The organism is Staphylococcus nepalensis (genome assembly GCF_014635045.1).
GTDB classification, from domain to species: Bacteria; Bacillota; Bacilli; order Staphylococcales; family Staphylococcaceae; genus Staphylococcus; species Staphylococcus nepalensis.
In genome coordinates this window covers 168,572-192,309 of record NZ_BMCF01000003.1, presented here as the reverse complement: position 1 = coordinate 192,309, position 23,738 = coordinate 168,572, and the positions used below count along the sequence as shown (strand labels likewise).

The following is a 23,738-nucleotide window of genomic DNA, read 5'->3' as shown; positions in this document are numbered from 1 at the left end:
AACATTTTAGTTTACGAGGTTTTTCTGCAACATAATGCACCAAGGGTTTATTCATAGTAATAATAAGGTTATCATCCACCCTTATCCCAAAGTGTTTTGCTTTAATTAGGAACGGGTAACTATATACTAGCTCTTGACATAATTTTTCGTTTTACACTTGCTACTGTTAGTCGTCTATTTTGCACTAACAGTAGTTTTTATTTTATCTTGCTATGTTACGCTTTCTAGTGGATGGGTTATACAATCATTTAGAGGTGATACTAGATGGATGAAAACACAAAAAAAGAATTAGAGTTTACATTTCTAGGCTTTGATATAAAAATTGACGCTTTCTATAAACTTCTTTATCAAATCAACGATATCCTGTTAGCCTTATGCTTTATCATTGGTAGTTTTTTATTTTTTAGTGAATCCACTACTTTCTATGGCACTGTACTATTTGTCATTGGTAGCTTTGAATTATTAATTAGACCTATCATAACTATTATTAGAGATATCCATATATATAAAGTTAAGAAAGATAAAAATTTATAAGTTTGAGTTGTTTTCTGCTAAATAGATAATGCTGTATACACTCTTTACTAAATTTACTCTAATAGGGAGGCATTGATTAGAAACTCATTGCTAGATAAATTTATGAAAAATTTAATTACGCAATTTTCAACAATGGTTTCAAGACGAAAAATGAAACCACGGGCAGATGCGCATCAAATATTAAAACAACTAAAAATAAACTGAAAACAGTTATATTTTTAGTGAGCAGGATTATTGCTACTCCCAAGGTATATTATTACACTGTAAGAATAATAAGAAAACGAAAAAAGTTAATACCAGACACATTCGATAAAAATTGAAAATCAGCAAAACAAATAAAAAGCACACAAGTGGAATATCTAAAATGATAGAATCAGGTGATATAATGAAAAAAGTTTTGGTTAAATATGACGAATTAGTCCCTAAAGCAGCAGAACTGACAATTAAAGAAACTGAAAATCGTTTTAATGATTTAGTCCCTGAGCAAGTTTCAGATGCCGAGGAATTTATGGGAAAAACGACTGACGCCTTTCTAGATCATTACGAAGCAGTATTTCGCAAAAATTTACACGATCTTGTACTAGTGTCTCTCAACGAGCAACTTAATGAATCATAACTTTTAAAATGATACACTTTGGCGAAAATGCTTGAAACCAAAAATAGCATTTATCAATCACATGCATTGTGTGACATTAAGCGTTTAGAATATAAATATATTTACCTAAAGTACAAACGTCAATTTCTATATTATTTCAATAGACATTGACGTTTGCTTTGCTTTCATAAATCTAAGTGTCTTTTAGTTCGGCTAAATAAATGCATTCTTTATTACTGACTAATACTATAATTCAGCTAACAAACCATTTTTACTTTTATATAATAAAAACAGCCTATGTTTCATGTAATAACTACGTGGAATATTAATACTATGAGTACCTAAAGGAGGTAATACGATGACTTTCGAATTTAAACATGATGTAGGAACTACTGAATTACCAGAAAATATTAATTCAGCAGTAGCTTTAGAATTTTCATTCGTTGATGCATTAGTAGCTTTAGATATAGACATTAAAGGTATTGCTGATGATAATGATAGTACGAATTTAATATCACCAATAAAAGAAGAAGTCGGTGGCTATGTCTCAGTAGGTACACGTGTTGATCCAGATTTTGAATCAATTCGTTCTGCTGCCCCACAACTTATTATCGGAGATGCTGATCGCCATGACGATATATATAATGAATTAAGCGAGATAGCTCCTACGATTTTATTTAGAAGCTTTGACGCTGGTTACCAAGAATCATTAGAAGTATTCCAACGTATTGGTACAGCAGTTAGTAAATCTAAAGAGGCCAAAGAACGCTTAGATAGTCACAAAGATTTAATAAATAACTATAACAATCAAATTGATATAGATAAAAATAAAGAAACCCTAGCAGTTGTAATTTCTGAACAAGGTGTGACTGCACATTCAGATAAAACATATGTGGGTGAATTTTTAAATAAATTAGGTTTCAAAAACGCACTTAACGAAAAAATTGCTGATAAATTACCAGCATATAGAGAATCAGATTATTTAGAAATGTCATATGAACAACTTGCTAATGTTAATCCAGAAAGATTAATTGTTATGGTTGAAAATGATGATGATGAAGACTTAAACAAATTACAAAATAGTAATCAATGGGACGATCTTGACGCTGTAAAAAATAACAGAGTGCATTTTGTAAATAGAGATGAATGGGCTAAATTACGTGGTTTAGTAGCTTCTGAAGATATGATTGAAACTTTAGCTAACCTCAAAGAATAATCAGCATTTATACCGGCGTTAAAATATCAAAAACTTTATCCTTTTACCTTCCAACTGCTGTGATGTTAAATATATTTAACGAAAATAAGTATTCGCTTATTCACACCCCTCACTACTGCGAGTAGCGAGGGGATTTTTATTGGTTTGGCCTAATGTCGCCTAATTTTTATTTCATTTACTATGCCAATAAGTAGACGCATCATAACACAATCAATGATGATTGACGCTTTAATGCGAACGAAAATGAGCATCCTTTTATACCTCTTTCTTTAAATCAACTTGACACTCGAGAGATAGATGACTTCATTATTATAACGTCTGTAAACACCTGAGCGTGCCCACTCCCAGCAATCAACGATTGTGTTAACTAAAAATAAACAATTCCATGGTTTATTTTGCTGTTTAATTACTTGATGGTTACATATAATGATTATTGGCATTACAGCTCTAACCATAGTTCAAAAGGATAAATCACTATGTGGCTGTTTATGTTTATAATTTTTATGTATGGTATTTTATTTCTAAATGACTAAAACACTTCTTTTAAAAAGAGGTGTTTTTTTATAAATTATAATCATCATTTCACTCAATATAGTTCTTTATATTTAAACGGTTTATATAATCTTCTTGGATACCGACTAATTACTAGTTTTATTAATATAAGAAAAGCGAAATCTTTATACCCGTGTAGGGTATATGTTATACTCTCATTATCTTATAAATATCTTTAAAAATTAAAATTCAGGAGGTTTATTGTGTCGAATAACTGAAACCCCCATAGTCAACATGAATGTGGGCAACGTTATCGTAATAAATACGATGAGGAAAATAACTCAAAATTTACGTGTGCTACAGGATATAACGTGGTTATCGCTCCTCTTATGTCCGATATATCAGCTTGTATTAGTTTGATATTACCACAGCCTGCAGGCGCAATTATTAATATCTTTAAGCACGATACTCATAGTAATTAACGCTTTTACATTAAAATAAACGAAGGAGTTTTTAAATATGATGAAAGAATTGAGCTTTATTATATTAGCATCAGGTTTAGTATTATCAGCTTGTTCCAATGATAATGAAAAAGAAAAACAAGAGTCTAAAGACCAACAACAAGAAGAACATATGGCACATAAAAGCGAAAGTAAAGCTCCAAATGGTATAAAGACTACAGATGATGGTAAGTTTAAAAAAGGTGATGAAGTTACTATTACAGCAGGACACATGCCTGGTATGAAAAATGCCGAAGCTACCGTAAAAGGCGCTTACAAGACATATGCTTATGTCGTAAGCTACACACCTACAAATGGGGATGAAAAGGTTAATAATCATAAATGGGTTGTTAATGAAGAAGTTGCCAACGCCCCTGAAAGCGGACTCAAAAAAGGCGATACAGTTAAGTTAGAAGCTGATCACATGCCTGGTATGAAAGGTGCAAAGGCTAAAATAGATGATGTAAAAAACACCACCGTTTATATGGTAGACTATGAATCCACGGAAAATGACGAAGTGGTTAAAAATCATAAATGGATGACAAGCGACGAACTCAAATCACGTTAAGCATGTTACTAACATTTATAAATTAACTATTTAAGATTATACTTTTAAAAATGGATTGTTAAACCAACAATATAACATTTGCTTTTGTCACTTTACTTAGTATGTGTGGGTAATTTTAGCTAACAAATGAGAAATTCTTGCAACATATGCTCCAAAATTCAGCTCCGAAAAGATTTCTTAAATTAGAAATCTTCACGGGGCTTATTTTATATTCCTTTCCTCTCTTACCACAGGTATTTAGCTTTATCCTTGTATTTTCTCTTATGTTCGACAGAGTACCTTGTAATGTATCAAAATTATATTTAGCGATTTTATCCTTATTTTGAGCTTCTATTTGTTTTATATTATTAATAAATCGTTCAATATTATCCAAAGTTTCTATAAATATATCTGTTCTATTGTAAATATATCTATTTAAATAAATAATTTTAGCATTATTTCCGAGAAGTTCTTTTTCTATATCGCTTATATAACTATTAAATATAGTGAAAATATCTACGTTTTTTATTTCTTTACACTGCATTTCTAACTCGCTTCTTTTTTTTCGCTCTTCATTTAATATAGCTTCAATATACTGTTGGTATATCCCTTGTTTTTTCATATATATTTTTTGTTGCTTCATCAATTTTTCAGATAATTCATTTTTATATTCTATTAGTTCAGGGTTTTGTGGAAAGTGAAAGTTTATTAGCTTTAATAAATCTTCTCCTTCTATACTATCACTTATTTGTAGTTCATAATTTTCAAGTAAATAATCTTCTAATTCATCTATTTCTTTTTCATTTAAAGTTACTATGCCATTTAGGCATAATTCTTTAAGTTTCATATAAATGTTGAGACGATAACCAAATGAATATCTACCACCTTTTATTATATCAATTGCTTCACTTTCTTTACCTTTAACTTTATCCTCACTATACAACATAAAATTTCTTAATATATACAGTACGTCTTCCTCTGCATTTTTTTCACTAAAATTATCGTTTAGCTTTTTTTGATATTCTTCTATATCTAAAACACCTTCAAAAATATAATTGTTTAATTCCCTTGAAAAAAATGCATATTTTTTTGCAATTTCATTTTCTTGAAAATATTTTTGGTAAATTTCTTCTTCAGGTGATGGTTTTTTATCTTTCTTAGAGTTTATAAAAGTAAACCCATTAGGAACTTTCATATCTTTGAATTTTTCTTGATTGTCAATTACATTATTTCTATTTATATTATGCAATATAAATAGAGAAGTAAATAAAGACATACGTGTATTCACGTGTTCTTTATTACAATTTTCTAATTGATCATATATATTTTTAAAATCTGTTATTACCAAATTTAACGTCCTAAGATTTAATACATTTGCTTTAGACGTGGACAAGGGTGAAACCTGAATTAATTCTATTAAATCTTGAATTTCATTTTCATTAAAATAACTTTTTCTCAAATCATTATTTAATATTTTCTTTCCTACTTCTAAATTACTTGGAAACTTTAAATTTCTACTGATTACCTTCTCCCAATAATTTTTCATCTCATTTTTATTTTCACTCGTTATTGCTTCTTTATTACCAATTATAATAACTTTACAGTTAAAGCTGTCTAATAAAACATTACGTATAAACCCTAAAAATTCTTTTAAACTGATTCCATCATTTAATCTTTCTATATCGTCTATTATAAAGACGACTCGTCCTCCATTATTATTGAGCTTATCCTTAATTTTATCACGTGCTTTTGATTCTAAATAATCATCTATTGAAGAGTTATATTTTCAGTATTCAAAAACTTTACTTCAAACATTTTAAAAATATTACTAATTCCTTGTTTTAAGTTTTCGCTAATTACATCATCATCTACATAGCTCAAAATTTTTGTAACAATTATTTCTTTTATTTCTTTCAAACTATGCTTGCCATATACGCTAATATATTCTTTCTTATAACATTTCTTATCGTGGATTTCTTGAATTTCATCATTATCTTCTCCTACTTTATTTAAGAAATAATCATGCTCAAAGAAATGTGTTTTACCTGTTCCCCATCCTCCATCAACAAACACTGCAAAATTTTCATCTTTCTCTATATAATTTGTTATAGCTTCTTTAAATTTTTCCATTCGTTCACTTCCGTTTATATAATTTTATAAAAAATTACCAACTTTTATAAAAAGCAGTTAAGGTTTAAATGTGCTAAGGATATAAAAATTCCAATTATTTTGTATATTATGTTCTCAACTCAATAATAACCACTTCTATTAACTCAACCTAGTAAATTTTATATAAATTATTCTTTATGTTACACTCATACTCATTAATTAAAAATATGGTTCGTCATATGCAAGCCTTACTGTCGTCTAAAGCAAAGTAGGGTTTAATTTTTTATATCCTTTCTCTATTTGGGATATAATATTTTGAGTAATAGCAATCACATTTTGGATCGCATCGTTTTATGTTTCTGAACTATGATATTTTACCACTATATTTGGGATAATTATTATAGTAAATATATCTATGTACCCTTGGTTTAATGATCTACCTATAGGCAATAATAATGATTTCAGAGCTTTTATTTGGTTAATAATGAATATTTCGGTCAATGTTTTCAAATAAAATTTAGCCTTTTTATGATCAAGTTTGTTAAAAAGGAGTGATCAATCATCTTATATTACTACAAATTATTTTGGATGAATGGGTTAAATCTAAAAGGGGGTCAAGACGTAAAGAATTTTGGTACCCCGAACTAATGACATTTATTATTTCTTTAGTGGCTTCTGTTTTAAACTATATAATACCTATACCTTCCATTTTAGCTATAATTATTTATTGGATTTTTACAATAGCTACATATATCGCAAATTTTTCTGTATCAGTTCGACGGTTTCATGATTTAGGTATGTCTATGCTTTTCCCTATAATATTTTTTATTTTTGGTATAATACTAGGTGTCACTAATAACTATATAGCTGAAATAAATACAGGCTCGTTCTTGTATACTTTATTTGTCATTATCGGGGTTATATACATAGTAATGTGTATTATATCTTTAGCTATTTGTTGTACTAATGGTTCCAAAAAAGAAAATAAATATGGTAAGAACCCTAAAGAAATATAACCTATCAAACCCAATATAGCTAAAAGTATAAGTATTGCGTTATCATACAATCTAAACACTTCTTAGGTTTATGTTATAGGTAATACTTATTTTTTTAATTATTATACTTTTTGCTTAATTTACAAAATCTCAATAAAAATTACCCCCGCCCCCACATCTTTCAATTCTTGCGGGGTGAGGGGGTATTAGGATTTGTTTATGTTTGTATCTGTATTTTCTCTTATGATTTTCATAACGCCTTAGTGGCTATAAACAAAAGTATCTCTCTTGATTCTTTTTAAAAATCTTCAACTAACGTTTCTTCAATTTGCCTTTAACTTTATCTACTATGTTTTTTTAACTACTTTTTCTCGCTTTGCTCTTGTATATCTTTAAGTGTTATCTTCACTTTTGCTTCTGGCAAAAGCTTTATATCTTTTGTCTCTTCTTTAAATTTTCCAAATTATCTTTTATATACAAATTCTGTAAATCCCGAAGGTCTGCTGTCTTACTAATATATGTTTTAATAGTTGCTGATTTAAATTCACGAAATTTATGAGATACGTCTTTAATTCTTTTATAATAATCTAACTCACTCATTTTATATTTTTATGAGACTCTTCTATACGAAAAATAATTTCCTTTTACATTATCTATATTCTCTAAATTCCTTCCAGAACTTCACTTTCTATTACTATTATTAATTAAATTGACTATACATTAGTAACCTGTATAGTCAAAACATATTTACGGGGATATGCAACGCCCGATAATCAATCCTTTTCATTCATTAGTGTTATATACTTTTTAATCCATTGCTTAATGTCTGCTTCCTGTAAGTCGTCTGTAGCAATTTTAACCATATAGTCGGCCACTTCTTCATTACTAGCATTAAACTGATATCCATTCATCTTAAGGAAAACAACCAATGTCATTAAAGCTGTTCTTTTATTACCATTGTAAAACACATGTTTTTGTACTAAATTTCTAACTAAGTTAGCTGCTTTCAGTTCTAAAGTGGGGTACTGTTCTTCACCAAATACACATTGCTTAGGTGCGTTAACTAGCATATTTAAAGCATTTGGTTCTTTTACGCCTATTTGCTCATTAGGGCTATATTTATTAATAACATATACATTTAGTGTGATAATGTCTTTTTCTGTTAAATACTGCATATGCTGTCCTCCAGTAGTCTTTATCATTCATCTACATCTACGTATTAACCTGCTGCTATCTATTCACTAAATCTTTTAAAGCACTATCATACTGATTACTTACTTGATCGGCCATGCTTAAAATATCCATTTCGTTACTATCCGTTTTAACTGCTTCTAATACCACTTGACCATTCTCAACGTTAAATGCGATTTTTTGTCCCTCATTAATATCTAAAGCTTGTATTACTTCCTCTGGTATTGTTAGAACCTTGCTATTGCCAATTTTTCTAAGTTTTCTTGTGTTAGTTACTGCCATATTGGTTATCCCCTTCCGAAATCGTATTTCCTAATATATCTTTGTATATCTTTCACTATATATCATGCGCTATCTTTTGTAAATAAAATCATTTAGCTTTAATTCATTAATCACTTTAGCTTCAAAAGCTTCTTTATAAATAAAATTCCTATATACATTACCTGTCGGACGTTCTATATACATGTTATATAAATACATCTCTTTATCTAAACTAACAAACTCTTTTTAACAATTATCAGTATCTTTCTCAATTTCTCCAAGTATTAATACGTTATTTCAGCTTTCATAAATAAAATTATTTATGAAACTACAAGCCTAGTAACAAATCAGCAATAGTCGCTACAATTAAATGCATAAGCTACCTCCTATTTATAAAATTCAACATACTTACTTAAAATAAAAACAATTTATTTCTAATATGTCGGACCACTATAATTATATTTCTCTTTTACAAAAAAAATATATTATTCTTATAAAAATACTATTTCTTTTAATCACTATTTTTGTTAACCTTTAATCGGCGTAAAAAATTTAGGAGGTTACATTTTGGAACTTTTATCTATGGAAAATATTAGTAAAAAAATCAAACGAAAACGCATTTTGAAAGACATCACATTTTCACTTGAAAAGGGACATATTATAGGTTTGGTTGGCGGAAATGGTGCTGGTAAAACCACATTAATGAAAGTTATTTTAGGGCTTTCTAACTATCAATCTGGTACTTTGAAAAATCATATCAGTACTAATCAGAACGATATAGGAGCGTTGATTGAAGCTCCTGGATTATACCCATTTTTAACAGGTTATGAAAACATGAAATTAATCGATGAAGACCCCGATAATAAAAATATAAATCTTATTATCGAAAAACTAAAAATGGAAGACTTTATACATAACAAAGCAAAAACCTATTCTTTAGGTATGAAACAAAAATTAGGTATTGCGCTTGCTTTCTTAAACCATCCACAACTCGTTGTATTAGACGAGCCTATGAATGGATTAGATCCTCGGGCTGTAAAAGATGTGAGAGAAGCAATTATTAACTTAAGGGAACAAGGTGTTACTTTCCTTATATCTAGTCACATATTAAGTGAACTTGTTAAAGTGACTGACTCACTCTTGATTATCGATAAAGGGGAAATTGTTAGAGAAACTACAATGGATGAATTGAATCAAACAGATGAAAATGATTTAGAAAATGTACTTCTTAATATTATTGACCGTAAGGAGAAAGCCTAACCATGACAACACTCGTAAAACAAGAACTATTTAAAATGTTCAAGAAAAAATCATCTATCATTATTCCAATCCTTATTTTTATTTTAATGATTGGGTTAGCAGTACTAAGTAAAAATTACCCTGATATTATAGGGTCAAAATCACTATTCAAACAAGGTTATAGTTCATTTTCTTGGATTTTCTTTCTCATGATTATACAAGCAAGTACGATAATTACAATGGAATTTCATTATGGTACAATTAAAAATTTATTATATCGAAATTATTCTAGAACAAGCATTATCATAAGTAAGTTTATATCATTATTTATTTATTCACTTATTATATTTGTGATTAGTATTATCATTTCTTTAGTTATCAATTTAACTATGTTCTCTGACATTAATATTTTAAAACAAACGGGTGATAACCTATCCCTTTTACAAGAAATGTTATTAACTGCATTAGGTAATTATGTTGGCATGTGGTTATTACTAAGCTTAACGCTACTTATCTCTTGTATATTCAAAAGTCCTGGCGTTTCTATTGCGATTGGCATTATCTTTTATTTCGCTATTTCTATTGTTTCTGGCATATTATTTGCATTAATTAATCAATGGGAATGGTTAAAATGGTTGCCTATTAATATGTTGAACTTAAGTTCTCAAATTATAGATAATGAAATGATGAAATCATTTACTAAACTGGAATTGCATGAATTATTTATTGGCAATATTGTTTATATTGTAGTTTTCTTATCTCTAGTTATCCTCGTTTTCAAAAAGAAAAACGTCTAATTTTGGCACCGAAATTATAGTATAACTAAACACGCTCTTAGCACTATTAAGAGCGTGTTTTTTAATAAAAAGGTTAATAAAACATAAATTAAGATTAATTTTAAAGATAACTTATTTTAGTATAAGGATTATTATTTTGTTTTCTTAGCTTACTGATACAGAGATACTTTAGATAATATATGGTTTATTGTCTTTTTGATGATTGCATTATTGTTTTTAACCTTGCAACTGATTATTTTGCATCTAAACAGAAATGAGGAATTAAATAATGGCTAATAAAGAAGAAAAAGTAACGCATCCTAAGGCAAAATCACTTGGTATCATAGGCAACATTCTGGGATGTTTGACTATTGTAATATACTCACTGAAATCAACTTTTAGTATTCCTAATTTAGAAAATACAGCTCTTATTACAGCTTTTTTGACATTTATATCGTATTTTATTGGAAACATTATATTAAAATCCGCCATAGGAATGATTGCTAGTTTTATACTGACTTTTTATTTAATTATCATACTTTTAACTTAATTTACAAAATCACAAAGGAGCGTTATATATGTTTGAAGCTAAAAAGAATACGATAAAATCCATGCTAATACTCGTATGGTGTTTTATTTACACTGCTACTGATATGTATAACAAAATGAACTTATTTATCCTTATCATAATTGCTATTGTATGCGGTTTAGCCATCCATTACATAGTTGATTTTATCTTTAATCAAATAGATCAATTTTAAAAATAAGAGATGAATATTGAAAAAATTAATAAGTTATCCTGAATTCAAATTTTTAAAAATGGAGGTGAATAAAATGAAAATTTCTTGGACTTTTTGGTGGATCATAAGTGCTATTGAAGTTTTAAGTTTTATAGGATTCTCAATTTTACTCTGGATGAGAGATATAGATGCTAGCGGAACAATACAAACGACGCAATTAAAGTGGGCTAATATAACTGTTTTAGGTTTTGCTTTTTTATTTCCATTTGCAATACAAGTAGCATGGTTAATCACTAATTTAGTCTTATCAAAAAACAAATTAAATCAGTCTTAGATTAAGAAAAAACGGTCATATCAACAACCAATCGAATTTAATACCTTTGAATTATTTCTGTATATAGTATCAAGACACGAAAAAACTCATTTCAAAAACCAACAAAAAGAGGTGGATTATGTTCAATATCCAAGATCCCAATTACGCTAAAAGATCTATAAAAATATTCATCTTCACAGCTATTATTTTCTTAATCACTTTTGTTCTAGCAGTTATTTTCAGCCCGTCAATCGAAAATTTCAAAAATATGACAGATGGCCAACATGGGAACATCGCCAGGGCAAATGGCTTAACCAAGGTTTGGGAATATATTATAAATAATGGCTTTAAAGTTCCCTTTCAAATGTTTATATTTTCTTTAATTCCAATTCCATTTTTATACTTTTTAAATTTAGTTTCTACAACAATAACCACTGGAATAGTATTTGGTTTTGTAGTTCATTTTGATTTTGATAAAGGTATCATAATGGTATTATCTTCAATTCCGCATACAATCATAGAAATACTTGCAATGTGTCTTGTTATCAGTGGTTTATATAAAGTAAGCCAATCAATTATTAGAAAAATAAGTAATATTTTTAGAAAAACTAAAAAGCAAAATTTATCATTTAAATTGGCGTTAAGTAATGTTTTTAAAATTTACTTTCTAATTGCTTTACCTTTATACATACTCGCAGGATTTATAGAAACATACTTAACAGATTTTATATATAATTTATTTATTTAAATACAACGTTGCTTTATTAACGTTGAACTTCTAAATCCTTAACACCCCCCAAACTTGTCGAATGGTTGGCTTAACAGCTCACACTATGCCGGCATCCGTCTGCAAGTTTAATTAAGCGTGCTTCTAAACACATAATAAATTTTCTCAGCATAAATACATTCTTTAAACAAAATTTATGCTCTATATTTAAGAAGATAAGCCATAAATTAAAAGTGTAATTGGTGAAATCAAGAGTAAACCACTAGATAAAACATCTAACCGTTTATCTTTATTATTACTAAGTGTATTTTTTAAAAGAGAAATAAAAGACACTAATATTAACAAAGTACAAATTATATATATAACTATAATAAAAGTTCTTTTTTAATAAACTTTATCATAACGATTATGGTTTTACAGGTCTATTTGTCGTCGTTATAAACGAATTAAGTCTCGTAAGGTCACACTTATGCGTTCTAAAAAGAATGTGGGCAAAATCGTAAACGACCTTTGTTGATTTTCATTTTAGTTTTAATTAAACAGTTTTGTAGTGCAGATACAACAATTAATACTACATCAAAATTCAATTAAGATTTAGAAATTTCGGATAAATAGTTGCACAATTTGTCTGTTTTAATATCTCTATATCTTCCGATAAATTGTAATATAGTAACCTAATCCAAAGAATATTTAAAAAAATTATTTATTATCTATACCAATATACACAGGGTGACTCCCTCTACTTTGATTAAATAACACTAACTTCTTCCAATATCACTTTTTTTGTTTATTTATCATTACTTGGATATATAAAGCAACCCATAACTCCTTAGGATGAGGTGTAGAAGATTCCATTATTAAACGATGTTGCTCACCCCTACGTTGAGTGAATAGATTTTTTCCTAAGTCTAAAAACGAGCGACGTGCTGAAAATATTTTTGTTCCTTCTTTGTTTGAAATAGTTGTCTCAGTTGATAAGTATGGATTATTGAATAAATATGTAGTCTTATTATCAAAAAACGCATAGGACGTTTGTTGCTTAATGCCGCCTTTTAAGATTTTTATCATCTCTAAGCGACCAATTGCTTGGTTATTAATCAATACACTATAATGTGGCCTTAAAGACCACAGTTTAATCCTTTTCAAAATAATATTATAGTTCGGTGATGTAACTTTTAAACCGGAAGCAGATACAATATCAAAAATACTAAGCCATTTTTGAATTTTATTATTAAAATATAGCGTCCAAGCCATTTCTGTTAAACCATGTATTTTAATGTGCATATCATCAAATATATATAATGGTGCTTGATAAAAAAATTCATTTTCTTCTAATCAAGGGCTTTTTTCTCTTATTGCAATTTCTTTTTTATACCGTCTTTTATAAAATTTTCTCAATGTAATTGAACCAATCAACGCTAAAATACTTGCAAACCAAAATGCGGTTAAAATTCCTGGTGAAATAGGATTACTTAAAATTCCTACCAAACTACCAATCATTATAACCGTTACTAAAATAGTTTCAATAAATAATAATAAAATAGCCAATTAAACCTATCCTTTTCAAATAATTCATTTTTCCTAATTCATTTTTCCTGGGCATAATATAACATCTACACCAAGTTTCTGCTGTATAAACATAACAAAACGGACGGTTTTTATATAAATAAAGTAAAAACCCTCCGTTTTATAAAATGTTTGAACCGCTTGAGCAATTATGTGCCTTACACGCTTCTTTTTAATATAACTATTGGTAATAATCGTCAACTACGTTGAGTAGTTGATTTTTACATAAAGCCTTTTAACATGCCATACCAATACATTCTCGGTAACAAATCTTTTTTAAATATATACATGCTTCTTCGTTCTTTGGCTTGGTTAAAAGGTAACGTTTCTTGTGGCTTTTTATTATAATCAAATTCAGCTAAGATTAATTTATTATAGCCTGTGACAATTGGGCATGAGGTATAACCGTTGTAATGATGTGTTAACATTTCGTTATTCATTACTTGTAACAAATTAAGTGTCACGACAGGCGCCTGTTTTCTGATAGCTGCACCCGTTTTCGAAGTTGGTGCGTTAGATGCGTCGCCTAGACCAAATACATTTGAATATTGTCTGTGTTGTAAAGTGCTAGGATCTACATCTACCCAACCATCATTATCTGCAAGCGCACTTTTTTTAATCACATCTAAAGGGCCCATAGGTGGCGTAACATGTAACATCTCGTAGTCTAATGTTTTTACATCACCATTCTTAATATGCTCAAATTTGGCCATTTTTTTCTCTCCGTCAATTTCAATCAGATTGTAATTGTAATTAACAATAATATCTCTTTCTTCAGCTATTTTTTCTAATTCTTTACTATACTTTTCTACATCAAACAACGCAGTTTTAGGTGTTTCATATATTACGTTAGCTTTTGAACGGATATTATGTTTTCTAAAATAATCTTCAGCTAAATACATAATTTTCATCGGTGCGCCTCCACACTTAATAGGTGTATTGGGGTGCGTGAAAATAGCATTACCGCCTTTGAAATTAGAAATTTGTCGCCAAGTTTCGGTTACATATTCCGGCGAATAATTAGAACAAACGCCATTTTTACCTATGTTCTCTTGTAACCCTTTAATAGACGACCAATTAATTTGTAGCCCTGGAGCAACAATTAAATAATCGTAATTAATGGTTGTATTATCTCCTAGCGTAATATTGTTATTTTCAGGTTTAAAACTTAAAACAGCTTGATTAATCCACTGTGTCCCTTTAGGTATAACATGCTTCATGCTTTTACGAGAGTTTTTTAGTTTAGAAACGCCCCCGCCTACTAAAGTCCATAAAGGTTGATAATAATGATTTTTAGCTGGATCAATAATAGCTATATTGCCCTTTAAATGTTGGTTTTGTTTCAATAATCTAGAAGCAACTGTGATACCTGCTGTGCCTCCGCCTACAATAGCAACTTGATAGTGTTTGATCATTTACCCACATCCTTAAATTATTTTAATGAGGATGGTAAATCTTGATAGCCTTCTCTAACGTTTACAATATTAGTAAAACCTCTATATTCTAGTATACCCGTTGCAATCGAACTTCTAACCCCTGATTGACAATGAACGTATATTTTATCGTTTTTATCAAAAGGAATTTCTGCGCTTAATAATTTACCATGAGGGATATTCACCGCTTGTTCTAAATGTCCTTGGTTCCATTCTTCATCGTTACGCACATCTAGCACATGAGTTTCTTTCCCAGTCATATCCGCGCTGTGAATAGAAGATGTCATGATTGTTGTTTGTGGCAAACGATAACCTGCTACATTTTCAAAACCAATTAATTGTAAAGTATGCACTGCTTCTTCAACTGTAGCTTTATCGCCAATTAAGTCTATATCTTTATCATAGTCTAAATACCAACCGATTTGATTAATAAAGTTGTGATTATAAGGAATATTGATAGTTCCTTGCGCATGACCGCCGTGGAAAGCTTCTTTACTACGAAGATCAAAAGCGATTCTTTCATTGTTTGAGCTAGGGTAAACATTATAAGGTTGGTACATGCTCATACCAACTTGGTTAATTTGTTTCATTTGGGCAAAATGATGCGGTGGGGCTGGTTGGTTTGATGTCAATGTTTCAACAAACGTTGCTTCATCAGTTACATTAAAGGCCCAGTTGTTTATTTTTTCGTAACCTAACGTAGACATCGGTACTGCCCCTAATGCTTTACCACATGGGCTACCTGCACCATGACCTGGCCAAATTTGAATATAATCTGGTAAATCTTTAACACTATTTATAGATTGATACATTTGTTTTGCACCGATTTCTGTTGAGCCTTTCATTTGAACAGCTTTTTCTAATAAATCAGGTCTACCTATATCACCAACGAAGATAAAGTCACCACTAAATAGTCCCATCGGTATATTAGAGCCTCCCCCCTCGTCAGTAAGTAAGAAACTAATACTCTCAGGGGTATGACCTGGCGTATGCAAGACTTCTAATTTAATATTTCCTACATAAATAGTGTCTTGATGTCTAACAAAATGAGTTTGTTTTGGCATATTTTTATAACTCAAATCATCGTCACCTTCACCAGAAACGTATATACTTACGTCCAATTTGTCCGCAACATCTCTAATACCTGAAGCAAAGTCAGCATGAATATGCGTTTCAGCAGCTTTCGTAATTGTAAAACCTTCGTCATCTGCAACTGTCATATATTTTGTTAAGTCCCGTATTGGATCAATAATCATCGCTTCCCCTGTACGTTGACATCCAATTAAATAAGATGCTTGAGATAAATGGTTATCATAGAATTGTTTGAAAAACATAGAAAAACTCCTTTTTTAAATAAATTTAATTTGTTAAATAAATAAATTATGGCTCGCTTGTTCTGTTTCGCCTATATAAGTGCCTACACCGCCAAATTCAACTTCATCTCTTAATTCTTCTTTTGTAATTCCCATAACATCCATGCTCATCGTACATGCGATTAATTTAATATCTTGTTCTATCGCTTGATTGATAAGTGATGGTAAAGAATCTACATTTTTCTTTTTCATTACGTAACGCATCATGATATTACCTAAACCGAACATATTCATTTTTGATAATGGCATGCGCACTGGCGTCTTCGGCAACATCAAATCGAACATTTTTGCAATGCCTTTCTTCTTAACATGCGTTGCTTGTGCTTTTTTTAATGCATTAAGCCCCCAGAAAGTAAAGAAGATCGTTACATCTCTGCCTGTAGCTTTAGCACCATTCGCAATAATCATTGCTGCCACCGCTTTATCTAATTCACCACTAAAGAGCACAATTGTAGTACCTTTAGCAGTATGATTTACTTCCAGTTCTTTTGGTTTTTCTTTTTGGATAATAGCATTGATTCCATCATGATTTTCCTCCAACTTAACAAGTGAGTGTCCTGTCTGTTTCGACCAGCTTTTAATATCACTAAGAAAACCAGGATCAGTAACGGTTACTTCAATTTGGTCGCCTATTTCAATATTTTTTATTTCTTTACTAAGATTAACTATAGGGCCCGGGCATTGAAGACCATTAAAATTAAATTGTTTGCGGCTCGGTTTGATTGCTTTATTACCATCTTCTACCACATCGTCATGATTAATATTTTGTTTTTCATAAGCTGTATAACCACCGTCTAAATTCACAACGTCATAACCTTGTTTAGCTAAATATTCGCTTGCTTTAGCGCTTCTATTACCACTTTTGCAGTAGACATAATAAGTTTTATCCTTGTTCTTATCGAATGTGTCAATATTTTCTACAGAATGTAATATTGCGCCAGTAATATGCCCTAACTCATATTCTTCTGGTGTTCTAACATCAATCAATTGTCCTTTTTTCCCCAATTGCTCTAACTCTACTTTACTTAATTCGTTAATATGTTCTTCTTGATATTGTTTCATATTTTCCTCCTCTAGATACCTATAGGGGTATAGTAACAGGTAAAAACAACCTAAGTCAAATACCCCGGTAGGTATTTGACAATTTACTATAAATTTATTACTATAAATATATTCAATTTAAAATCGGAGGAAACCAATATGGATTATAATAAACAAATGGTAAATCGCATCAATAGAATACAAGGCCAATTAAACGGCGTTATTAAAATGATGGAAGAAGAAAAGGATTGTAAAGATGTCATTACGCAACTCAGTGCATCAAAGAGTTCAATCCAACGTTTGATGGGTGTTATTATAAGTGAAAATTTAATAGAATGTGTAAAAGCAGCCGATGATAAGGGAGAAAGTTCTCAAGAAATGATTAATGAAGCTGTGAATTTATTGGTAAAAAGTAAATAATGGACATGCTCAATATAATAACTATGTTGTTGATTGGCATATTTGGAGGTTTTATATCTGGCTTGGTAGGCATAGGAGGAGCCATTATTATTTATCCAGCTATTTTGTTGTTACCGTCCTTATTAGGGGCTCCTGTCTATAGCGCATATATTGCTTCGGGTCTCACTTCTAGCCAAGTGTTTTTTAGTACACTCAGCGGCTCATTTAAGGCGAGAAAGAAAGCTGAATTCTCACCTAAACTTGTAATGAATATGGGCGGAGGTATGGTTATTGGAAGCATATTCGGAGCAATGCTAGCTAATTTATTTAACGCTACTTTTATAAACACTATATATATAATCATCGCCATTGTTGCATTATTATTAATGTTTGTTAAAGTTAAATCTGTTTCCCAAGAGGTAAGGTTCAAACCTGTTTTACTTATCTTAGTAGGATTTGGAATTGGCGTAGTATCAGGCATTGTAGGTGCAGGCGGCGCATTTATTATTATTCCCGTATTGTTAGTTTTATTCAAATTGCCAATGAATACAGTAGTGACTAACAGTATCGTCATTGCTTTCATATCATCAATAGGGGCTTTTATCATTAAATTCATACAAGGTTATATCCCTCTAGAAAGTGCAATATTCTTAATAATTGGAAGCATGCTCTTTGCACCTATAGGACTAAAAGTAGGTGCCAAGGTACCTGATACTGTTCAAAAAACCATTGTCAGTATCTTAATCGCAATCGCAATTATACAACTTGTATTTTAATAAATTAAAAAGGAGGCTTTAAATTGAATCACTGGGATGAAAAATTTGATTCAGAAGAATATATTTATGGCAAAGAAGCGAATTCATTTGTCAAAGATATTTTTAAAAAGCAAACAAACAATAATGAGAAAATTTTATTACTTGCAGAAGGTGAAGGCCGTAACGCGATATATCTAGCAAAACTTGGGTATGATATAACAACTTATGATATGTCACAAGTTGGAATTAATAAGCAATACCAATTAGCAAGTGAAGCACGTGTTGATATCGATGCAAACTATGGAGACATCACAAAGCCTAATTTAGCGCCTCAGTCATCATTTGACTATAGTATTAATATCTTTGGTCATGTGCCTAATGAAGGCAAACAAGAGATGTTCAATAACCTCGTTCAATCATTAGTCGTAGGGGGTTATAGTTACTTTGAGTTTTATTCAAAAGAACAATTAGCATATGGCACTGGCGGTCCTAAAGACGAATCCATGTTATATACTATTAATGAAATCGAATCTTATTTAAAGCATTTGCCTGTTAAGATTCATCAATTAGAACAGCATGAGATCTATCGTAATGAAGGTATTAAACATACTGGCACAGGTTCTATCATTCAAGGTCATGTAGAGAAAATATAATATCTAATCCTAAACAATCAATATCAAGTCTTAGCAATAGTTAAAAATAAGGCTTCATAAATCATATCTGTTTTTAAATCAAATCCCCAGTGTTAATAGTTAACATTGGGGATTTTCGATTTATTGATTTGAATTAACGTTTCTGGTTCCCACTTTTTAAAGTGTCTTGAATAAACACTCACTTAAAATATAATTAAGGTTAAGTATAACCCGATTAAAGTAAGAAATAGCACTGGTATGGTAATTACAATCCCCGTTTTGAAATAAGTGCCCCAACCTATTTTAACACCTTTTTGTGTCAAAACGTGTAGCCAAAGTAAAGTTGCTAAAGAACCAATTGGTGTAATTTTCGGGCCTAAATCCGAACCGATTACATTCGCATAAATCATACCTTCTTTAATTATGCCAGTTATACCAGATTGGTCAATCGCAATGGCGTCTATTAAAACGGTTGGTAAATTATTCATAACTGATGATAAAAAAGCTGAAATAAATCCCATACCTAAAATGCTGTTCAATAACCCATACTCTGAAATATGTGATAATATATCGGCTAAAACAGTAGTTATACCTACGTTTTTCAAACCAAATACAACTAAATACATACCTAATGAAAAAATAACGATATTCCAGGGCGCCTCTTTAATGACACGTTTTGTATGTACAGCGCTAGATTTACGTGCGAATAATACAAATAGTAATGCAATCGCGCCAGCAATCATTGATACCGGGATATGAATCAATTCACTTACTAAATAACCAATGAGCAATATGATTAACACAACCCATGATATGTTAAATAACCTTTTATCTTTGATGGCTTCTTGAGGCGCTAAAAGTCTTTTAGTTTCAAATGATTTAGGGATGGCTTTTTTAAAATATAACCATAGCACTAAAATACTTGCACAAAGTGCAAAAATATTTGGAATCAACATTCGACCAAAATACGCTATAAAACCAATGTTGAAATAATCTGCAGAAACAATATTAACCAAATTGCTGACAATAAATGGTAAAGATGTCGTATCTGCAATAAATCCACTCGCAATAATAAATGGGAATATGACTTTTTTATTAAATCCAAGGTTGCGGACCATTGCTAAAACAATAGGCGTTAATATTAAAGCTGCTCCATCATTTGCAAAAAATGCAGCCACAATTGAACCTAATAACATAATAAAGATAAACATTTTTAATCCATTACCTTTTGAAGCTCGGACCATATGCCTTGCAGACCATTCAAAGAAGCCTATTTCATCTAAAATCAACGAAATCAAAATCACTGCAACGAATGTCAATGTCGCATTCCATACAATCGATGTTACTTCAAGTACATCTGAAAAGCTTACCACACCAGTAATAATAGCAATGATGGCACCGATCAGCGCTGTTATACCAATATCTAAGCCTTTAGGCTGCCAAATCACAAATATCAAAGTAACCACAAAAATACAAATTGCTAAAATATCCATCATAAGCATTCACCTGATTGTATATTTTTACAAACACATGAAGCATCGGCTAAATGAATCGTATTTAAATTGTCTATAACTGCTTTTAATATATCATGGTTGAGGTTATACATACGTTTATTACCTTCTTTTCGTGATGAAACCAAATCATGGTTGATTAATAATTTCATATGGTGACTTAAAGTTGGCTGCGAAAATTTAAAATATTCCAGTAAATCACACGCACACAATTCACCGCATGAAAGTAAATCAATAATCTCTAACCTACTTGAATCTCCCAAAATTTTTAAAATAGACGATAACGCTTTATACGACAAAATAATCCCTCCTGAACACTATATAGATTATCATCTATATAGATAGATGTATATATCATTTTGTTCAAAGGCGTTTATTGAAAAAGTACGTGGATATCTCGTTTCAATTCATTTGCGTTTAAATACAAGCCAAACTTTTAATTACGTTTGTTAGAAAAGTAAAACCATTTAGTATTTCTGTTACTTTCAACTAGACTTATACTAGTTCCATTTTATAGCTTAAATCTAACTCATTTAACTTCCACTATGTGTATATTCACACTTCCTATCGTAAGGTTTACAAGAAGTTACATAAAATCTCACATAATCCAAAATGAATGCATCCGTTTATCTTATTAATAGAATCACCCTTTTAATATGCGTCATCAACTCATTATTGTAGGAATTATAAAACAGTTATATTGAAAGCAAGTGAAAACGTATATTTTACATACAAACAACAAGCTAATAAAAGACCTATATTATAATGGTATTATCAAAAACAATCCAAAATCATGGTGCCGATGACTGTGCGCTTCTACCCTGAATTAAAGTAGAATATAAGTTATTTTCACATGAAAAGGGCAATTGAGGTAATAGAATCATTACAATACTATTGAGAGGCGTTTCATAAAAAATGTATAAACAAAGAAAGTCGGTATATTGGCATAATATAATACTACTACGTCAATGTACCGACACTATAAAACGCTATTTCTCTTGATTATAAAACACGAAAGAGACGAAACAAAAATTTAATTTGTTTCGCTTTACTCAAAAACACACTTAACATATTTTTTTGAAAATCAATCATATAAGGTTACTTTTACAAGCTGATATTTAAAAAGCAATAGACTAATCTTAGTAAAACCCTGTTTCTTAATCAGTTCCGTCATATAAACATCTAATTTTGAGAACGTGTTAACTATAAGTCTTTTTTACCAAAACCAATAAACCCTATAATACTTAGCACAACAAAGATAATAAACATAACAATGGATGGTTGTATATGAAAATCTTCAATTGGCAATTGCGGTATATGTTTAAAAGGGGTGATATCTTTCATCCACGCTTTAATATTTAACAACACACCCAAGTAGTTAACTAAAAAGGTATAAGCTAAAAAAGCATAAACCGCTAAGATTAAGCGCATGCCCCATCCAACGATAAGAGTGCCTATGCCGATAAATACAAGTATAGCGGGTACATGGACAATTGCCGAAGTAATGATTGTATCGAATTGGAAAGGCTCCTTCATAGCATAATATTGCCCAACATACAAACCTAATCCGGATAAGAACAACATTACAACAGCATTTACTAATGCAAGCAACCAAAAACTTAACAAATATTTACCGCGTGATAAAGGTTTGGATAATACAAAAACTGTATAACCTTTATCTTGTTCTTTTTTAACTTTAAATAAAGTCATCAATGCGGGGATAGTACTGACCATTGCCATGATTAACATTAATTGTGGTAAAAAATGTTCCGCATAATTCCCCGATGCATTAGGTATCATAGATTTTAATAAAGGGTTATTTTCAAAAAAGTCATTTATATCGCCAAAGATAGACCCGTATGATAAACCTAATACAAACAAGCCAATACTAAAATAAATAAATGCTGATTTTTGAAGTCTTATTTGTAAACCTAATGGAGATTTCATATACCATTTTGCATGACGTCTATGTACACTTTTAGGTAACAAAGTTTCATTCATATCTCGCATTGCGTTTAATTTAAAACTAAGACATACTACGATAATTGATAATATGAGCATCCACCAAAAAGGCCACCAGTTATTCTCTGAAAAAGCGTAGCTTCTTGATAACCAGCCCATAGGCGAAATCAACGAAAGTTTCTCATTACTTACATCACCAAAAGCACGTAGTAAGTACATAACTAATAAAAATGAAATGCCAGCACCGACTACTTCAGTGCTCGTGGCTACTATTTGGGCTATTAAAATAGTAAACGTTGCAATCATAATACCAAACATACCCAGCGTCACGCTAAAAATCACGGCGCCAGAAAAATCTATGCTTTCAATACCAAGCGACACTAAACCTAATGTAGTTAATAAAGCAAAGCAAATGTTGAGCAACATACACATCGCTAAATGGCTTATACAGTAGCTTGTCTGCCGATAGGTAAAGCATTCAAAATCTCTGTCCTGCCATCTTCTTCATCGCCCCGCGTGTCTTTAGCTAAAATAGTTATATTCATAATAGCTAACATGATTCCAGTAAATAAAATCATCTCATGGGTAAATAAGACCCCTACATTGGCCTGTCTAAAATCTCCTGGGCCGAGCATAGCTTCCATCGCTGGATTTTCAGACATTTCAATAATAGGCGTCATTTTAGCTGGATCTGGATACATCGATTCAAAAGCTGGTGGAATCATTAATGTCAAACCTACTAAAATAACAAGCCACAATAGCATTTTCAAACGGTTTCTTTTTAAATAGAACAAGAAAATTTTAGTTGTTTGATAAAAGTTTGATTTCATA

The 23,738-nt window shown here is 30.5% G+C and carries 27 protein-coding genes; 14 read left to right on the top strand and 13 right to left on the bottom strand.

Annotated features, from left to right (window positions below; translation table 11 throughout):
* The first annotated feature begins 264 nt into the window (after positions 1 to 264).
* From IEU88_RS06490 to IEU88_RS06475, 4 genes are all read left to right on the top strand, one after another.
* A complete protein-coding gene (locus IEU88_RS06490; RefSeq protein WP_096811081.1) occupies positions 265 to 534 on the top strand; it encodes a YrhK family protein in 270 nt (89 codons plus the stop codon).
* A gap of 364 nt (positions 535 to 898) precedes the next feature.
* Positions 899 to 1,150, top strand: a complete 252-nt coding sequence (locus tag IEU88_RS06485; protein ID WP_096811082.1) for a hypothetical protein — start codon at positions 899 to 901, stop codon at positions 1,148 to 1,150.
* A 337-nt stretch (positions 1,151 to 1,487) separates the two neighbouring features.
* Positions 1,488 to 2,345: an ABC transporter substrate-binding protein gene (locus IEU88_RS06480; protein ID WP_103373592.1), complete on the top strand. Its 858-nt coding sequence runs from the start codon at positions 1,488 to 1,490 to the stop codon at positions 2,343 to 2,345.
* A 1,011-nt stretch (positions 2,346 to 3,356) separates the two neighbouring features.
* On the top strand, positions 3,357 to 3,905 hold the full coding sequence (locus tag IEU88_RS06475) for a DUF1541 domain-containing protein (protein WP_096811084.1): 549 nt from the start codon (positions 3,357 to 3,359) through the stop codon (positions 3,903 to 3,905).
* Positions 3,906 to 4,020: 115 nt separating this feature from the next.
* On the opposite strand, the gene IEU88_RS06470 is transcribed toward IEU88_RS06475, so the two are convergent.
* Positions 4,021 to 5,574, bottom strand: coding sequence for a P-loop NTPase fold protein (locus tag IEU88_RS06470; RefSeq protein ID WP_503827406.1), 1,554 nt, complete (start codon positions 5,572 to 5,574; stop codon positions 4,021 to 4,023).
* 77 nt (positions 5,575 to 5,651) lie between these two features.
* Positions 5,652 to 6,014, bottom strand: a complete 363-nt coding sequence (locus IEU88_RS06465; protein WP_103373763.1) for a P-loop NTPase fold protein — start codon at positions 6,012 to 6,014, stop codon at positions 5,652 to 5,654.
* Positions 6,015 to 6,577: 563 nt separating this feature from the next.
* On the opposite strand from IEU88_RS06465, the gene IEU88_RS06460 reads away from it, so the two are divergent.
* On the top strand, positions 6,578 to 7,009 hold the full coding sequence (locus IEU88_RS06460; protein ID WP_115359590.1) for a DUF805 domain-containing protein: 432 nt from the start codon (positions 6,578 to 6,580) through the stop codon (positions 7,007 to 7,009).
* Between the two features lie 752 nt (positions 7,010 to 7,761).
* Here the strand turns inward: IEU88_RS06460 and IEU88_RS06455 are convergent.
* Positions 7,762 to 8,163: a type II toxin-antitoxin system death-on-curing family toxin gene (locus IEU88_RS06455; RefSeq protein WP_096811086.1), complete on the bottom strand. Its 402-nt coding sequence runs from the start codon at positions 8,161 to 8,163 to the stop codon at positions 7,762 to 7,764.
* Positions 8,164 to 8,218: 55 nt separating this feature from the next.
* Positions 8,219 to 8,461 carry an AbrB/MazE/SpoVT family DNA-binding domain-containing protein gene (locus IEU88_RS06450; protein ID WP_096811087.1) on the bottom strand — a complete coding sequence of 81 codons (243 nt, stop codon included), beginning with the start codon at positions 8,459 to 8,461 and terminating at the stop codon, positions 8,219 to 8,221.
* A gap of 546 nt (positions 8,462 to 9,007) precedes the next feature.
* On the opposite strand from IEU88_RS06450, the gene IEU88_RS06445 reads away from it, so the two are divergent.
* The 6 genes from IEU88_RS06445 (at position 9,008) to IEU88_RS06420 (ending at position 12,256) form a co-directional block, all read left to right on the top strand.
* On the top strand, positions 9,008 to 9,700 hold the full coding sequence (locus IEU88_RS06445) for an ABC transporter ATP-binding protein (RefSeq protein WP_096811088.1): 693 nt from the start codon (positions 9,008 to 9,010) through the stop codon (positions 9,698 to 9,700).
* A 2-nt stretch (positions 9,701 to 9,702) separates the two neighbouring features.
* Entirely contained in the window at positions 9,703 to 10,476 is a 774-nt protein-coding gene (locus IEU88_RS06440; RefSeq protein WP_103373719.1) for a DUF2705 family protein, read from the top strand.
* A gap of 268 nt (positions 10,477 to 10,744) precedes the next feature.
* Positions 10,745 to 11,005 (top strand): hypothetical protein, encoded by a 261-nt coding sequence (locus IEU88_RS06435; protein ID WP_103373720.1) that lies wholly within the window; start codon positions 10,745 to 10,747, stop codon positions 11,003 to 11,005.
* Positions 11,006 to 11,033: 28 nt separating this feature from the next.
* Complete coding sequence (locus IEU88_RS06430) at positions 11,034 to 11,216, top strand: hypothetical protein (RefSeq protein WP_096811091.1); 183 nt, start codon at positions 11,034 to 11,036, stop codon at positions 11,214 to 11,216.
* 73 nt (positions 11,217 to 11,289) lie between these two features.
* Positions 11,290 to 11,529: a DUF3923 family protein gene (locus IEU88_RS06425; RefSeq protein ID WP_103373721.1), complete on the top strand. Its 240-nt coding sequence runs from the start codon at positions 11,290 to 11,292 to the stop codon at positions 11,527 to 11,529.
* 118 nt (positions 11,530 to 11,647) lie between these two features.
* A complete protein-coding gene (locus IEU88_RS06420; protein ID WP_096811093.1) occupies positions 11,648 to 12,256 on the top strand; it encodes a stage II sporulation protein M in 609 nt (202 codons plus the stop codon).
* Between the two features lie 753 nt (positions 12,257 to 13,009).
* Here the strand turns inward: IEU88_RS06420 and IEU88_RS13680 are convergent.
* The 5 genes from IEU88_RS13680 to IEU88_RS06400 form a co-directional block, all read right to left on the bottom strand.
* On the bottom strand, positions 13,010 to 13,489 hold the full coding sequence (locus IEU88_RS13680; protein WP_229719030.1) for a hypothetical protein: 480 nt from the start codon (positions 13,487 to 13,489) through the stop codon (positions 13,010 to 13,012).
* A gap of 81 nt (positions 13,490 to 13,570) precedes the next feature.
* The gene (locus IEU88_RS13675) at positions 13,571 to 13,783 is read right to left on the bottom strand and encodes a hypothetical protein (RefSeq protein ID WP_229719029.1); all 213 of its coding nucleotides are present in this window, start codon (positions 13,781 to 13,783) and stop codon (positions 13,571 to 13,573) included.
* A 239-nt stretch (positions 13,784 to 14,022) separates the two neighbouring features.
* Positions 14,023 to 15,216, bottom strand: coding sequence for a type II sulfide:quinone oxidoreductase Sqr (gene sqr, locus IEU88_RS06410; protein WP_103372685.1), 1,194 nt, complete (start codon positions 15,214 to 15,216; stop codon positions 14,023 to 14,025).
* A gap of 17 nt (positions 15,217 to 15,233) precedes the next feature.
* Complete coding sequence (gene cstB / locus IEU88_RS06405; protein WP_103372684.1) at positions 15,234 to 16,568, bottom strand: persulfide dioxygenase-sulfurtransferase CstB; 1,335 nt, start codon at positions 16,566 to 16,568, stop codon at positions 15,234 to 15,236.
* A 33-nt stretch (positions 16,569 to 16,601) separates the two neighbouring features.
* Complete coding sequence (locus tag IEU88_RS06400) at positions 16,602 to 17,669, bottom strand: DsrE/DsrF/DrsH-like family protein (RefSeq protein WP_103372683.1); 1,068 nt, start codon at positions 17,667 to 17,669, stop codon at positions 16,602 to 16,604.
* A 138-nt stretch (positions 17,670 to 17,807) separates the two neighbouring features.
* Here IEU88_RS06400 and cstR point away from each other — a divergent pair, with 138 nt between their 5' ends.
* From cstR to IEU88_RS06385, 3 genes are read left to right on the top strand one after another with little or no spacing between them, the layout of a single operon-like run.
* Positions 17,808 to 18,068, top strand: coding sequence for a persulfide-sensing transcriptional repressor CstR (cstR, locus tag IEU88_RS06395; RefSeq protein WP_017722250.1), 261 nt, complete (start codon positions 17,808 to 17,810; stop codon positions 18,066 to 18,068).
* Positions 18,068 to 18,823: a sulfite exporter TauE/SafE family protein gene (locus tag IEU88_RS06390; protein ID WP_103372682.1), complete on the top strand. Its 756-nt coding sequence runs from the start codon at positions 18,068 to 18,070 to the stop codon at positions 18,821 to 18,823. Before cstR ends, IEU88_RS06390 begins: the two co-directional genes overlap by 1 nt.
* Positions 18,824 to 18,846: 23 nt before the next feature.
* Complete coding sequence (locus IEU88_RS06385; RefSeq protein WP_103372681.1) at positions 18,847 to 19,455, top strand: class I SAM-dependent methyltransferase; 609 nt, start codon at positions 18,847 to 18,849, stop codon at positions 19,453 to 19,455.
* A 182-nt stretch (positions 19,456 to 19,637) separates the two neighbouring features.
* On the opposite strand, the gene arsB is transcribed toward IEU88_RS06385, so the two are convergent.
* From arsB to IEU88_RS13670, 4 genes are all read right to left on the bottom strand, one after another.
* Positions 19,638 to 20,930: an arsenite efflux transporter membrane subunit ArsB gene (gene arsB / locus IEU88_RS06380; protein WP_170006817.1), complete on the bottom strand. Its 1,293-nt coding sequence runs from the start codon at positions 20,928 to 20,930 to the stop codon at positions 19,638 to 19,640.
* Positions 20,927 to 21,244, bottom strand: coding sequence for an ArsR/SmtB family transcription factor (locus IEU88_RS06375; protein ID WP_096811099.1), 318 nt, complete (start codon positions 21,242 to 21,244; stop codon positions 20,927 to 20,929). Before IEU88_RS06375 ends, arsB begins: the two co-directional genes overlap by 4 nt.
* A 904-nt stretch (positions 21,245 to 22,148) precedes the next feature.
* Positions 22,149 to 23,330, bottom strand: a complete 1,182-nt coding sequence (locus IEU88_RS06370) for an ABC transporter permease (protein WP_229719028.1) — start codon at positions 23,328 to 23,330, stop codon at positions 22,149 to 22,151.
* Positions 23,331 to 23,350: 20 nt separating this feature from the next.
* Positions 23,351 to 23,737 carry a hypothetical protein gene (locus IEU88_RS13670; protein ID WP_229719027.1) on the bottom strand — a complete coding sequence of 129 codons (387 nt, stop codon included), beginning with the start codon at positions 23,735 to 23,737 and terminating at the stop codon, positions 23,351 to 23,353.
* Between the last annotated feature and the right edge of the window lies 1 nt (position 23,738).

Coding starts and splice junctions, on each gene's coding strand:
- IEU88_RS06400 (WP_103372683.1), bottom strand. CDS start 17,669: ATGAAACAATATCAAGAAGAACATATTAACGAATTAAGTAAAGTAGAG.
- IEU88_RS06430 (WP_096811091.1), top strand. CDS start 11,034: ATGTTTGAAGCTAAAAAGAATACGATAAAATCCATGCTAATACTCGTA.
- sqr (WP_103372685.1), bottom strand. CDS start 15,216: ATGATCAAACACTATCAAGTTGCTATTGTAGGCGGAGGCACAGCAGGT.
- IEU88_RS06425 (WP_103373721.1), top strand. CDS start 11,290: ATGAAAATTTCTTGGACTTTTTGGTGGATCATAAGTGCTATTGAAGTT.
- IEU88_RS06390 (WP_103372682.1), top strand. CDS start 18,068: ATGGACATGCTCAATATAATAACTATGTTGTTGATTGGCATATTTGGA.
- IEU88_RS06435 (WP_103373720.1), top strand. CDS start 10,745: ATGGCTAATAAAGAAGAAAAAGTAACGCATCCTAAGGCAAAATCACTT.
- IEU88_RS06485 (WP_096811082.1), top strand. CDS start 899: ATGATAGAATCAGGTGATATAATGAAAAAAGTTTTGGTTAAATATGAC.
- IEU88_RS06480 (WP_103373592.1), top strand. CDS start 1,488: ATGACTTTCGAATTTAAACATGATGTAGGAACTACTGAATTACCAGAA.
- IEU88_RS13680 (WP_229719030.1), bottom strand. CDS start 13,489: ATGGCTTGGACGCTATATTTTAATAATAAAATTCAAAAATGGCTTAGT.
- IEU88_RS06420 (WP_096811093.1), top strand. CDS start 11,648: ATGTTCAATATCCAAGATCCCAATTACGCTAAAAGATCTATAAAAATA.
- IEU88_RS06450 (WP_096811087.1), bottom strand. CDS start 8,461: ATGGCAGTAACTAACACAAGAAAACTTAGAAAAATTGGCAATAGCAAG.
- IEU88_RS06455 (WP_096811086.1), bottom strand. CDS start 8,163: ATGCAGTATTTAACAGAAAAAGACATTATCACACTAAATGTATATGTT.
- IEU88_RS06440 (WP_103373719.1), top strand. CDS start 9,703: ATGACAACACTCGTAAAACAAGAACTATTTAAAATGTTCAAGAAAAAA.
- IEU88_RS06465 (WP_103373763.1), bottom strand. CDS start 6,014: ATGGAAAAATTTAAAGAAGCTATAACAAATTATATAGAGAAAGATGAA.
- IEU88_RS13670 (WP_229719027.1), bottom strand. CDS start 23,737: ATGAAATCAAACTTTTATCAAACAACTAAAATTTTCTTGTTCTATTTA.
- cstR (WP_017722250.1), top strand. CDS start 17,808: ATGGATTATAATAAACAAATGGTAAATCGCATCAATAGAATACAAGGC.
- IEU88_RS06475 (WP_096811084.1), top strand. CDS start 3,357: ATGATGAAAGAATTGAGCTTTATTATATTAGCATCAGGTTTAGTATTA.
- IEU88_RS06490 (WP_096811081.1), top strand. CDS start 265: ATGGATGAAAACACAAAAAAAGAATTAGAGTTTACATTTCTAGGCTTT.
- arsB (WP_170006817.1), bottom strand. CDS start 20,930: ATGATGGATATTTTAGCAATTTGTATTTTTGTGGTTACTTTGATATTT.
- cstB (WP_103372684.1), bottom strand. CDS start 16,568: ATGTTTTTCAAACAATTCTATGATAACCATTTATCTCAAGCATCTTAT.